The sequence below is a fragment of the Pseudomonas sp. Ma2-10 genome (genome assembly GCF_054330215.1).
The window spans coordinates 1-12059 of sequence record NZ_JBTEYL010000032.1; the positions used below are offsets into that span (position 1 = coordinate 1).

Consider the following 12059-nt stretch of genomic DNA (forward strand, 5'->3'; position numbering starts at 1 on the left):
AGCGTGCCCTCGGCCTTGGCCCGGCAAAGCGTCGACGCCCGAGTGAGCGCCCATACCGTCGAAATCCTGCATGGACACCGGCGAGTCGCCAGCCACCTGTTGCTCCCGCGGCGCGGCGCCTACAGCACCCAGAGCGAACACATGCCGGCCTCGCACAAGGCCCACCGCGACTGGACACCCCAGCGCCTGCTCGACTGGGGCGAGCGGATCGGCCCGCACGTCCGGCAGATCGTCGAACATCAACTGACCCACAAACCCCATCCGGAGATGGGCTACCGCTCCTGCTTGGGTCTGCTCTCGCTGGCCCGCCAGTATGGCAACGAGCGCCTGGAGGCGGCAGCCAGCCGCGCGGTGCAACTGCGTGCACTCAACAGCCGCACCGTGCGCAACCTGCTCAAGCAAGGGCTCGACCAGCAACCGCTGCCCAAGACCACCGCCGCCGCTCAACCCGCCCGCCACGAGAACGTGCGCGGTGCCGACTATTACACCCAAAAGGAGCTGTTCAATGATGACGCAACACACGCTTAATCAGTTGCACCACTTGCGCCTCAGCGGCATGGCCAAGGCGCTGGAAGAGCAGTGGACACTGCCGGCCAGCCACAGCTTGAGCTTCGATGAGCGGCTCGGCCTGCTGCTCGACCGCGAGCTGGCCTGGCGCGACAACAAACGTCTGGAGCGACTGCGTAAACAAGCCAAACTCAAATACGCCGGCGCCTGCCTGGAAGACCTCGACCGCCGCCAGGGCAGAGGCCTGGACGAACGCCAGCTCGCAACCCTGGCCAGCGGTGACTGGATCCGCCAACAGCACAACCTGTTGCTGACCGGCCCAACCGGCGTCGGCAAAACCTGGCTCGCCTGCGCTTTGGGTAACCAGGCCTGCCGCCAAGGCTACAGCACGCTATACCTGCGCACGCCACGCCTGCTGGAACAACTGCGCATCGCTCATGGCGACGGCAGCTTCGGCCGCACGCTGCAACAACTGGCCAAAGTCGACGTCCTGATTTTGGACGACTGGGCGCTGGCGCCGCTGGAAGAAAACGCCCGGCACGACTTGCTGGAAGTNGATCGCCCACGGCGACGGCAGCTTCGGCCGCACGCTGCAACAACTGGCCAAAGTCGACGTCCTGATTTTGGACGACTGGGCGCTGGCACCGCTGGAAGAAAACGCCCGGCACGACTTGCTGGAAGTGATCGACGACCGCGCCGGCTCGCGGTCGACGGTACTGACCAGCCAACTGCCGGTTGATCACTGGCACGGCTGGATCAACGACCCGACAGTGGCCGACGCCTTACTGGATCGACTGGTGCACAGCGCGTATCGAATCGTGATGAAGGGCGAGTCGCTGCGACGTAAAAAGACGGAAGAAGAAGCGGCATCGTGACCGATGCGGTTAGAATTTAGACCCCGCGCAATCGGGTGGAGAAACCGGTCACGTTGTTAGCGAAATGACCGGTCACGATGAGCGAAATACGCAACTTGATTTTTTTTGCCAGGCGCACTGCCGTTCAGCCGTGCGCCTGAAGAGACGGCCGGATACATCCGGGAGCTTTTGAAATCGCTTGAAGGCATTAGAGGTTCTCGGAACTAAAAGCGACCGAACCCACGCCCCTACATTGCCTGAAAGCAAGCGCCGAGCAACTTAATGTTACATCCCGTCTAGACTCCAACCACAAGTGCCGAAGGTCCCTGGAAGCACTTGCCCCCAACAGCACATCATTCCCATCAACCGACCTGAGTACACAAGACCATGTGTAAATCATGTGATTCAAACCCTGTTCAAAACGCGAGTGGTCGTCGTAGATTTCTTCAGTTTGCCGGACTAGGAGCAGGCGCTCTGCTACTTGCCGGTGCGCTACCCGCCAAATTCGTTCAGGCTGCCGAGAAAACCCCTGCTGCGCCAAAACCACAAAACTCCATCAGTCCTGACATGGCACTTCAAAGGCTTATGGAGGGAAATGAACGGTATGTTTCAGGCAACTCCAAGACACATGACTTCAAGTCAGAGCGGGAAGCCCTGGTCTCAGGCCAGAACCCGTTTGTGTCGGTACTCGGTTGCTCTGACTCCCGTATCGCGCCTGAGTATGCTTTTGACACTGCTCGAGGTGATCTTTTCGCCATACGCGTCGCGGGGAACTTCGTTACCGATGAGGGTTTGGCAAGCCTTGAATACGCTGTCGCGGTGCTCGGCGCACCACTGATCCTGGTATTGGGGCATGAGAGCTGCGGCGCCATCAGTGCAGGTATAAAGGCAGTAAAAGATCACACTGTTTTCCCTGGTCACATCCCAAAACTGACTGACGCACTTAAACCTTCCATCGAGAAAGTGCTCAACAACCCCGGAAGCCTTATCGACAACGCTACAACGCAGAATGTCAAAGACTCGGTTAACCGTCTTAAAAATGCCTCACCACTGCTGACTGATGCGCTCAGTAAGGGCACGTTGAAGATCGTGGGTGGCGTCTATCGCCTCGCTAGCGGCAAAGTAGACTTGATAGCCTGACTCAGTAGCGCTGCACCGATGCCGAGATCCAGCTGTGAAGAGCCCAGCTCAACAGTGCCGGAGGCCGAGGCGGCACCGGCGGCCCGCCTCGGGTCAATCAGCAGAGGTCAGTACGACAACCCTATTCTCACCATGGGCGCGTCACTGCGGGAGGTCGTTGGCGAGTGCATGCGGTCGCCAATCGTGTCGCCGTACTTGATCCACTACAAGCCGAAGTCGCGGCGACGGGAACAGATCGACGCCAAGGATCACTGGACGCCGGTGACGCCGGACTACCTGGCCAAGGAGTTCAGCAAGGCAAGGGATGCGGCGCACGCCTACGACCATGTGCCGGTCGGCGAGTGCCCCACTTTTCACGAGATCCGCGCTTTAGGGGCATGGCTGTACGAGCAACAGAAATTCCCGCAGGAGTACATCCAGGCATTGATGGGGCATGCGGACGAGAAGATGGCGAAGCACTATCAGGAGGGGCACGACGAAAAGAAAATCGAGTCCCTGGAGGTGGGTGCCGAGTTGGCGTTTTGCGTGGGGGTTTTGCAAAAGTTTTGCAAATCGCAGAAAGCAAAAAAGGGTCACCGTTTCCGGTGACCCTTCTAGACCGCCCAGCAGAGCGGATTTTGTTTGGTAGGCGCGATTGGACTCGAACCAACGACCCCCACCATGTCAATGTCTGCTTGAGCAAGCTGCAAGCCTTGGTGCTCAAGGGTTTCACAGAACGCCCATTCACATTATGAGGCGTCAAAAATGGCCACTTTCCGCTTACTTCCGTCTGGCAACTGGAATGCTCAGGTACGGATAAAGGGTAAATCTCCCCAGTCGAAAACTTTCAGCACCAAAGCTGAAGCAGAGTCATGGGCGTACCAGCTCGAAGCCGTGACGATGGATCGCAAGCACCACACCATTTATACGTTGGGCATGACGTACTGCGAAACGATGCTCAAGGGAAAAGGCAGCTACGACCACGCACTGAAGATCGTGGAGCATCTGGGTAAGCACTTCACCCAGCCAATCAATGAAATCACCCCGCAGATGATCAACGACTTCAAGATCATGCGATTGAAGAAGGTGAAGCCGTCAACGTGTAGGACGCAGCTTGCTTTTATGTCCCGCTTCTATCGATTTGCTAAACGCGGATTGCTGATCGACATTCACAACCCTGTGAGTGATATCGCACTACCAAAGCCAGACCGGTCTTCTGACAAGGTGATTAGTGCAAGTGAGCTTGAGCGGTTACTGGCGAAGCTGTCACCCATCATGAAACCCATTGTCGAACTGGCATATGAGACTGCCATGCGGCGCTCTGAAATCCTGAAGCTGACCAAAGACTGCCTGCACCTCAAAGAGCGGATTGCCGATGTGATTGATGGGAAGAACGGCACACGATCAGTTCCCCTCACCCACCGAGCCGTTGAAATTCTTGAACTCGCCCAACTGTGGGCCACTGTGGAACGTCACCCACTCGGCATGATCTTCACTGTGACTCCCCACGCCGTTTCTCAGGCTGTGCGTCTGGCGCGTGTAAAGGCTGGACTTGATAGCAGCGTCAGGCTGCACCAGCTCAGGCACACCAGAATCACCAACGTAGCGAAAAAGGGATTCAACAACGCACAGATCATGATCGTCTCGGGCCACAGGGATACTCGATCCGTAGCTCGATACTCCCACCTGAATGTCAGGGATGTGTTGCACCTGATCGACTGATCAAACGAACGGGCAGCCAGCCTCGATTAACAGAAGGGTTGGCGGCCTCGAAAACTCGTCAGAAACCAACGGTAAACCCGAGCATAATCTGCTCTGGGTTCGTCATATTCTTAGAACAAACTTCCGTCCGGCCCAATGTTTACGGGGCAGATCGACGGTCTGAACTAAGCAAACGCTTTTCTCTCTCGCTGAAAAGAAGTTTTTCAAACTTGGCAATCGTAAATGTCAATACCTAGGGGTTGCTTTTTTAAAGGATTCGTGTAGAATCTGCCTCCTGCCTCAGTGGGCAGAACAGACAAATTAGAAGCCTCTACGCGACCATGGTGTGAACAAATCGCCCAGAAATCGCAGGAGGTTTTTTAACGCCTGAATTTTGGTTGACCACCACCGACGGTCAATGCAAACCATGAGAAATGCCATGATCATTGCAAAAGCAAGCAAAACAAACCACGAGGTCGCCGACATCCAATAGCTGAATTCAATACTACTTTGTAGAAAGAATACTGCCGATGATGCCGACCAATGTGTCGGTATTTTTTTTGCCAAAAAATCAACATACGGAGGTACATATGAACATCGATTCTACCTAACTCGCCTGCACTGCACAGCGCCATGCATTAGCAAGTTGCCGCGACAAAAATATACAGGCACAACCAAATAGAGGTGAAAGCCAACCCCAAAAAAAGCCACAAGGAGAAATATAAAATGCCGAACTACATCGTTATAGACAAAGAATCAAATCTGATCATAAAAATTATTTGCTCAAGCGTCAAACCGAGACTTATCGCCAAGTACCGAGCAATACGGGTGTCCGATGCCATTTTGGCTAAATATGATAAACGGGCCGGACTGCGATCCCGAAACGGTACTTTGGTCGACGCCGGAGAGTTAGCGAGCGTGAGCCCTGCGTTTTTTGAACTGCTACAAGTTCGCAGCTAACGCCACTGTTTACTGACGCAAATCCATGTAAAAGAGCCGACCCCTACCTACCCTATGGACTGGGCATTTTTACATGGGTTTCAGCCAGCATATACGGGGGTGTAATTGCCTATATTAGGCAAAGCACACCCTCTTCGGCACCACGCTCACAAAAACCAATTGATCAGGCAATTACCCCGAGGTGATGGCCCACACAGACAAACAATACAAGAGGACCATTTATGATTTTCAAAGCAATTCAGGACTTCAATATCAGTACCCGCCGTATCGGTGACTTTTGCGTCAACATTGACACTAGTGAAATTATCGAGAAATACGTTACATCGGAGTTCATTGCTCCGACAGACCCAGTCAAAGAACCCAAACCAAAGGCAGCATGGAAGGCTCCAAAATACTCCCTTGGCCCTGAACAAATCCAAGACGCACTGCGCCTCCTAACTGCTGCAAACGACTCCCAGGACGCACCACAAAAAGTTGCAAGTAACGTGGCGCCGCTGAAGCGAGTCACACGCCCACCAAAGGTAATGGCTAACCCAATCCACCATCTGATCGTGCTTGCCGATGTGCATCCTGAGCACGACCTGTACGACTTACCACCACAGGACTGGGTGGAGGGTTATGTCATGGGAGCCTGCTATGTCGTCGCCAAGGCAAGCAAAGGTAAACTGAACGTGAGCCCTGCCCATGTGTACGCCGCTGTCAAAATGCCAGACATTAGCACTACGACTGTAAGGAATCTCACCGGCCTAGGCAAGTCTCAAGTTGCCTTGATTGCACAGTGTGCCCGTCTTGCTCTGGATGGAATGATGATGCATCTAGAACGCAATCCGCAGGTACGTGACGCGCTGCAAGCTGAGGTCGAGTGCATCGACGCTTGCACCAGTGCTTACATACATTCCCAGCAGGCTCGTACTGCCTAACGCTGAGCACTTCAACGAATTCAGAGATAGTCCGGGACTATATAGAGACGGAACGTCTCGGCGGTAGCTCAGTCGGCGGAGCCGAAGACTTAGCACAGTTGAAATGGGTCAGGGGCTACTGATGAACGAAGTGAAGCCCCCAAGAAAATAAGGATACTATTTTAACTTCGTTCAAGGCTTAGCACGATCAATGGAAAATCACGCCACGAAAAAGCCTAGGCTGATGAACGAATCAATAATCCATCAGCACCCAAGGCATGGCCAAAGCATGCCCCACAGTTAATTTATACCCAACCTTAACCTTAACATCTAAACATTAACCAATTTTGGTCGTCGAATCCGTGGTCGAGGTGGATATAGAAAGCTTTTTATTTCAGTAATCCACTGAGGACATTCTTCAACGACCGCTAACTCTGCATATTGCAGTGCAAATTTTATTTTAAATCCGCTAATATCAAATAGTTTTTCAAGAACTTCTTTATCAGAGTCTCGCAAATTCAGAGCCAACCCCGACGGAAGAGTGGCATCCATTACTTTAAACTCTTCCGAAAAACTCTCAAAGTCAAGCTCATACAGCTCATCTTTCTTGAAAAAATTCAAAGTATCCAAAAAAGCTTTCGCATCAAGAGTATCTTCAATTTCTGTAGGAGGAAAAAAAGTAGAGCTTGTAGTTTGCACAAGTGTAGTTTTCTTTTCAGATGAAGAGTTCAATAACCGGCGAATCCTTAGATTCTCTATTCCATCTGTGCATTCAAATTTCTCAAAATCTTTGTCTGTATCAAGCAAAAATAATACCCGACCATTAATATCATCCCTGTTGCCCTCTAGGGCCATTACAATATAGTTGAACATTTTTTTAACATTTTTTGCTGCACCAACAGGCAAAATGTATGGTCGCTTATCGTCAGCAGAAAAGTAATGTTCTAAATAAATTTTATCTGACGACCCTTCACAAATAATCCAACGATAATCAGCCCCGGTAACAGAAGCAATTATGGATTGAACCAAATCATTCATACCCTTGAGCTCTATATTAGAAGGGAGCATACCCTTCGTTTTTTCTTTCAGTAATTTTATATCATCCCTGAAGCAACGAAGATCAATCAGCGGGATAGCTCGACTCAGATCAGATTTTGACACATAGACGGCTACTCCGTTCGAGACAATTGGCATAAAACCATACCAATGCGTAGTTATTATTGTCTGTACATTTGCTTCAGCTATTTCACGAAGTTTCTCGAACTGCTCGAAGCAAGAAGATACGTGCAAAGATAACTCTGGCTCATCAATACCTAAAATGACTTGCTGAGGACCTGTTTGCTCTGCCCTCAGCAAGAAACCTCTAGCAACATCGATTAACGCCTTCCTCTTTTCACCAGAACTCAAATGATTGACAGGGGTAGAATTACCTCCATCGATCTTCGTCAATATTTTCGAGTCAAAAAAAGCTTCAATCACCTTCTCGGTAAAATGAGAGTGATTAAATAAAGTTTGCTTTTTTGAAGGTTTTTTGTACTCATAACCATCTAGAACAACAGCAATTTCATTGAGGAACGCCGTTAAGTCCCGATTGATATCATTGATAGTTTTTGTGTTAATAAAGGTTCTAACAATACTATCCAGCTTTCGCCCCAATAACGCCTGAATGGTACGACCTTCAATTTTTGTATAGGACTGAAAGTCAATTTCAGAAGGCAGATACACGTAATTATAGGCTTCCTGTACGAGCTGCAAAATTGAATCACCAGCAGGCTTACCAACCAGCGTGATGAATTTATCCCCCCAAAAATCTTCGTGCGTTTCAAAAATAGAAAAATAAGTCTCAGATGGAGAACCAACTCCTCGCTTTAACAGACCTACTGGAAACAAATAATGAGACGACGAATCATAACCCTCCAATATCAAATGATCACGATGCTCACAAAACTGCACTGCGATTTTCTTATTGGCGGAGTTAAAGTTTTGACTTTTAGCACCCCAAACCTGCTCGCTAGCAGCTTCAAGCGCGAGATCGTGCTTGAAGCTTGCAGGTACGCGCCCCTTCTCAAATAGAAAAACGGGACATATGAACGGCTCCCGAGTATCAAAACCATTACTAACAATATGATTATAATTCCACTCCGAACCGTTAAAAAAAGAATTCAACGCTTCCAATATTGAACTTTTACCAGCTCCATTTTCACCCACAATAGCACTGAACAGTTTTCCTTTAGATAAAGGTATGTAATTGATATTTTGATATGTTTTGAAATTACGAATAAATAGACCAACGATCATTTACACTCTTCCCTAAAGCTCAACTGATATCGCACACGCTACGCTATTTCGCCAATAATGGCACACTGGCATTGCAAAAACGATCAACAATTCCATAGTTTCGAACTGGAAGCAATACGGAGCAACTTTAGAAATGTTGGAAAAACGCCACCCCCCAAGCCACATATATTTATCATTTCAAAGAACGCTCGTTCTGCGAATTGACAATCAGCAGTTTCAGCCTGACAATAAAGGCATCAGTCAGCACACCAAGGACCAAGAAATGAAAGTAGTCGCCTACATTCGAGTCTCCACGAAGGGCCAAGGTGATAGTGGTCTGGGCTTGGATGCACAACGCGACTACATCAATCGTGCTGCTGATCAGAATGGCTGGCAGATCGTTGGCGAGTTCGTAGACGTGGTATCGGGCAAGCTGGCTATCGAGGATCGTCCTGAAGGTGCAAAGGCACTGGCTCTGTGCAAAGAGCAGAAAGCACAACTGGTAGTCGCCAAGCTTGATCGACTCTCACGCTCCGTTCACCACATTGCACGGCTTATGGAGCAGACAGAATTCAAAGTCGCCACCATGCCGCAAGCGAAGACGTTTGAACTCCACCTATTCGCAGCACTGGCCCAACAAGAACGCGAGTTCATTGCAAGCCGTACCCGTGAGGCTCTGGCCTCCTTGCAACGTCGCGCTGATGATGGTGATGCAGTTGCAGTACAGAAGATCAACAACCGTTCTCAGGCGCTTGCTAAAGGCCGTGCTGTCGCTGACATCACAGCCGCCAATGACCAGCGAATGAAGAACGTGAACGCGCATCAAGCAGCCATCCAACCACACCTGCTGGCGTGCTTGTACAACAAACTGAATACCTTCCAGTCAGTAGCCGATTGCCTCAACACCAAAGGCTTGCGTACCGCTCGTGGTAGCGAGTTCACACCAACAGCAGTACGTCGACTGATGCTCGCATTCAACGTCTCGTTCTGAGGCTGTGGAAACCTCAGAGCGCCATTGTTATTTTGTATTTCCGCAGCTTTCTGGTGACCCAATCCGTGTTGTGCTAAGTGCATAGGACAGGCCGACCGTTTTCAGAATGCCCCCACAGTCCAGACGTTTCTAGGATGGACCCACCCCCCTCTTCACGAAAAGTGCTCATAAAAAATTGGGGCGATTGGGTTTTCGTGGAAAAACGGCTTGGTCACTTCTGATTGATCTCTAGCTCAAGCAAAAGCGTTTCAGTGGCAACGACGAACTTCTCTAGCGGGTGTGCTCGGCAGTAGTTCGTAATCCAAAGAAGCCGCCCTTCGGCGTCTGTCCCGTTGAAATATTTGACGCCAGTCTGACCACTCAAACTGCTGGCGTATCCAGAGACCCACACCATGTACTCTTCCTGAATATCCTTATTGTATCCAGCGAACTTCCCACAACTTGCGGCTCCGTAACCGTAAACCTGCCCTTGAGCCGAGGCACTATCACATCCCACAATCCCAACCAATGCAACCGCTGCCGCTATCCCCGCTATCTTCATGATGATTCCCTTATCGCGTGGTCCAGCAATCCTAGCTCCGAGCCTAGCAATGCTTATTTACCGCTCATCTCGATGGTGGCAAAGTGACCATAACTCAAACAATGCAAGGAGCAAAATAGTTGAAAGTCATTCTGTATCTCTGGATGTGTACCAACACCTTCGTACCCGGTCAGACTGATAGCACTGGCTGCATGACGCCGATGATTGACCAGAAGGTTTACGAGTCGGTGGAGTCTTGTACTTATGAGGCAATCCAGCGCCAAGCTGTAGCGGGATTCACTACGATGAAGCAACCCCCAACACCGCAAGGAAAGATGCTGAACTCTATGGACTTTCGGTGCGTAGAGTGGGATGGAGAGTCCGCAAAAATTCACCCAGAAAATACATTCCAATCCGACTGGGCGAAGAGTGGAATACGGCTAATCCGGCAATAGCATTGAGTCGGCTCGATACGAATGCCGAAAGCATCACCGCTGCAATTGAGAGACTGCGTCAAAATCATCAATAGCTAAAAACCAGATAGCGAGACGTGAAAAGCCCCGCCGAAGCGGGGCTTTGCATCACACCAAGACTTTCAAGACTATTACTGCCTCCACTCCGTTGGCCGCTGCTCTCCTGGCATTACCAACGCCTCATAATTCGTAATACCCGCAGCGCGTGCGGCGGCTGCCACGGTCACTTTCGTATAACTGACCGCGTTGTCGATTGTGCTGCCGGGTTTAAACCATGCGGTCCACAAGGTCGTGAGCTTGTGCTTTGCGTAGTTTCGCCCCCTGAGAAACTCGTTAAACTTAGCTCTCGCGGCATGGCTCACGTTGCCATTCAAGTCAACCGTTACGGTTACATAAATAGCCATGATTACTCACCCCGCGATTGGTTGGATTGGGAGACAACAGACGCAGCAAGGGCTTTCGTTTCCTCACTGTATTTGTCGCTTTGGAGAACCTTGCCCGCAACCGCTTCCATTTCAGCACTTGTCTGCTTTGTGGAGTGGGTTTGAGCTAACGCCGAAGCGGCGAGGCGTTTAGCAATCGCGGATGCGTTCGAGTTACTGAGGGTTTCGGAGGCCAATTTGGCCACCTTGGATGACGTCTTCTTACTATTGATGGTCATGCGGTGGTACTCCCAATTTAGGTTTTGTGTCAGCCCCAATGGAGTACCGACCAGCAGAGAGCTGTTGACGATCCCGTCAATGTTTGGCTCAATGCAGTCCCCCTAGGGCTAACGTAATCGCTACTGTTTAGCTTTGGTTGGTGCGGGTGGTTGTGAATCGGTCTCGACAACTTCAATCACAACCATTCGCAGACTTTCCTAAGTACCTAATTCTAGGTCAGCAGCTAACGGAAAAACCCTATATGTAGGGGTTTTGCTCCGTTGAGATACAGGATATTGCGTTTCGCGTGACAATTGCAACGTACTACCTGTGGATAAACCAGTGCGTAAATGGATCAGAAAATTGGAACTACCCTGCAAGCCCCGTGCCGACTGACCTAGAACGTTTAAAGTTTTTTTTCAGAAGGCGTGTGATCGCCGTACTGGTACACCATTTTCCCCGCCTCCTTGTCACCCTCCCGCCGGTATAAATCACTCAGCGTCCAACGCAACCGCTCATGCTCAACCTTGAGCGTGCCCAGCTCCCTACACGCCTGACGGTACATCGATATCAGCCCGGATAACTCTTTGTGTGCGCTCCGAAGATTCCGGCGAGTCAGCTCAAGCTCCGAGCACAGCAAGTCGCATTGATGCTTCAGCAGCTCTTCATGTGAGGGCAAGCCAAGCTCAAACCCCGCATCATCGATTAGGTCGTCTTTCATTTGGGTAGCGCCATATACTGTACGCACATACAGTACAGTTTGAAAAACGGTCGCTCAAGAGGGAGAAGACAGGTGGTGAAAAAGACAGGGAGATAGAGGAAGGATTGCGCATGAGAAGCGGCTGATTTGGTCGTTCACATTGTCCAGTGTGAACGAAGCCTATATTTTGTGAACGTTCTGAAGAAATCCAAGACAACAAAAAAGGGCCCACCTTTCGGTGAGCCCTTCTAGACCGCCCAGCAGAGCGGATTTTGTTTGGTAGGCGCGATTGGACTCGAACCAACGACCCCCACCATGTCAAGGTGGTGCTCTAACCAACTGAGCTACGTGCCTGCTGTGAGGCGGCATTCTACGGAATTCCGAAGGGGTGTCAATACCTTTTTCGAGCTAACCCTA

General features: G+C 50.7%; 12 protein-coding genes, 1 tRNA gene and 2 pseudogenes. 9 read left to right on the top strand and 6 right to left on the bottom strand.

Going from position 1 to position 12059, the window contains the following annotated elements; all coding sequences use genetic code 11:
- The 8 genes and pseudogenes from ACXPVS_RS24985 to ACXPVS_RS25020 all read left to right on the top strand — a co-directional run.
- A pseudogene (locus tag ACXPVS_RS24985) lies at positions 1–618 on the top strand (Mu transposase domain-containing protein); the annotation flags it as partial.
- The coding region (locus ACXPVS_RS24990; RefSeq protein ID WP_458512321.1) for an ATP-binding protein at positions 557–1062 on the top strand (506 nt) is incomplete at its 3' end. The pseudogene ACXPVS_RS24985 and the gene ACXPVS_RS24990, both read left to right, overlap by 62 nt.
- A 1-nt stretch (position 1063) precedes the next feature.
- A pseudogene (locus ACXPVS_RS24995) lies at positions 1064–1382 on the top strand (ATP-binding protein); the annotation flags it as partial.
- A gap of 366 nt (positions 1383–1748) precedes the next feature.
- Entirely contained in the window at positions 1749–2501 is a 753-nt protein-coding gene (locus ACXPVS_RS25000) for a carbonic anhydrase (RefSeq protein WP_458512283.1), read from the top strand.
- A gap of 54 nt (positions 2502–2555) precedes the next feature.
- Positions 2556–3089, top strand: coding sequence for a tyrosine-type recombinase/integrase (locus ACXPVS_RS25005; RefSeq protein ID WP_458512284.1), 534 nt, complete (start codon positions 2556–2558; stop codon positions 3087–3089).
- Between the two features lie 156 nt (positions 3090–3245).
- Positions 3246–4202 (top strand): tyrosine-type recombinase/integrase, encoded by a 957-nt coding sequence (locus tag ACXPVS_RS25010; RefSeq protein WP_458512285.1) that lies wholly within the window; start codon positions 3246–3248, stop codon positions 4200–4202.
- Positions 4203–4907: 705 nt separating this feature from the next.
- On the top strand, positions 4908–5141 hold the full coding sequence (locus ACXPVS_RS25015; RefSeq protein WP_458512286.1) for a hypothetical protein: 234 nt from the start codon (positions 4908–4910) through the stop codon (positions 5139–5141).
- A gap of 221 nt (positions 5142–5362) precedes the next feature.
- Positions 5363–6061, top strand: coding sequence for a hypothetical protein (locus ACXPVS_RS25020; protein WP_458512287.1), 699 nt, complete (start codon positions 5363–5365; stop codon positions 6059–6061).
- A gap of 309 nt (positions 6062–6370) precedes the next feature.
- On the opposite strand, the gene ACXPVS_RS25025 is transcribed toward ACXPVS_RS25020, so the two are convergent.
- Complete coding sequence (locus ACXPVS_RS25025; protein WP_458512288.1) at positions 6371–8338, bottom strand: AAA family ATPase; 1968 nt, start codon at positions 8336–8338, stop codon at positions 6371–6373.
- 133 nt (positions 8339–8471) lie between these two features.
- Here ACXPVS_RS25025 and ACXPVS_RS25030 point away from each other — a divergent pair, with 133 nt between their 5' ends.
- Positions 8472–9308 (top strand): recombinase family protein, encoded by an 837-nt coding sequence (locus ACXPVS_RS25030; RefSeq protein ID WP_458512289.1) that lies wholly within the window; start codon positions 8472–8474, stop codon positions 9306–9308.
- Positions 9309–9519: 211 nt separating this feature from the next.
- On the opposite strand, the gene ACXPVS_RS25035 is transcribed toward ACXPVS_RS25030, so the two are convergent.
- From ACXPVS_RS25035 to ACXPVS_RS25055, 5 genes are all read right to left on the bottom strand, one after another.
- Positions 9520–9849 (bottom strand): hypothetical protein, encoded by a 330-nt coding sequence (locus ACXPVS_RS25035; protein WP_458512290.1) that lies wholly within the window; start codon positions 9847–9849, stop codon positions 9520–9522.
- Between the two features lie 583 nt (positions 9850–10432).
- Complete coding sequence (locus ACXPVS_RS25040; protein WP_458512291.1) at positions 10433–10705, bottom strand: hypothetical protein; 273 nt, start codon at positions 10703–10705, stop codon at positions 10433–10435.
- A 2-nt stretch (positions 10706–10707) separates the two neighbouring features.
- Positions 10708–10962, bottom strand: coding sequence for a hypothetical protein (locus ACXPVS_RS25045; protein ID WP_458512292.1), 255 nt, complete (start codon positions 10960–10962; stop codon positions 10708–10710).
- 386 nt (positions 10963–11348) lie between these two features.
- Positions 11349–11663 (bottom strand): hypothetical protein, encoded by a 315-nt coding sequence (locus ACXPVS_RS25050; protein WP_458512293.1) that lies wholly within the window; start codon positions 11661–11663, stop codon positions 11349–11351.
- Positions 11664–11919: 256 nt separating this feature from the next.
- A tRNA-Val gene (locus ACXPVS_RS25055) sits at positions 11920–11996 on the bottom strand.
- Positions 11997–12059 lie beyond the last annotated feature (63 nt).

Coding starts and splice junctions, on each gene's coding strand:
- ACXPVS_RS25045 (WP_458512292.1), bottom strand. CDS start 10,962: ATGACCATCAATAGTAAGAAGACGTCATCCAAGGTGGCCAAATTGGCC.
- ACXPVS_RS25035 (WP_458512290.1), bottom strand. CDS start 9,849: ATGAAGATAGCGGGGATAGCGGCAGCGGTTGCATTGGTTGGGATTGTG.
- ACXPVS_RS25015 (WP_458512286.1), top strand. CDS start 4,908: ATGCCGAACTACATCGTTATAGACAAAGAATCAAATCTGATCATAAAA.
- ACXPVS_RS25040 (WP_458512291.1), bottom strand. CDS start 10,705: ATGGCTATTTATGTAACCGTAACGGTTGACTTGAATGGCAACGTGAGC.
- ACXPVS_RS25020 (WP_458512287.1), top strand. CDS start 5,363: ATGATTTTCAAAGCAATTCAGGACTTCAATATCAGTACCCGCCGTATC.
- ACXPVS_RS25010 (WP_458512285.1), top strand. CDS start 3,246: ATGGCCACTTTCCGCTTACTTCCGTCTGGCAACTGGAATGCTCAGGTA.
- ACXPVS_RS25050 (WP_458512293.1), bottom strand. CDS start 11,663: ATGAAAGACGACCTAATCGATGATGCGGGGTTTGAGCTTGGCTTGCCC.
- ACXPVS_RS25000 (WP_458512283.1), top strand. CDS start 1,749: ATGTGTAAATCATGTGATTCAAACCCTGTTCAAAACGCGAGTGGTCGT.
- ACXPVS_RS25025 (WP_458512288.1), bottom strand. CDS start 8,338: ATGATCGTTGGTCTATTTATTCGTAATTTCAAAACATATCAAAATATC.
- ACXPVS_RS25030 (WP_458512289.1), top strand. CDS start 8,472: ATGTTGGAAAAACGCCACCCCCCAAGCCACATATATTTATCATTTCAA.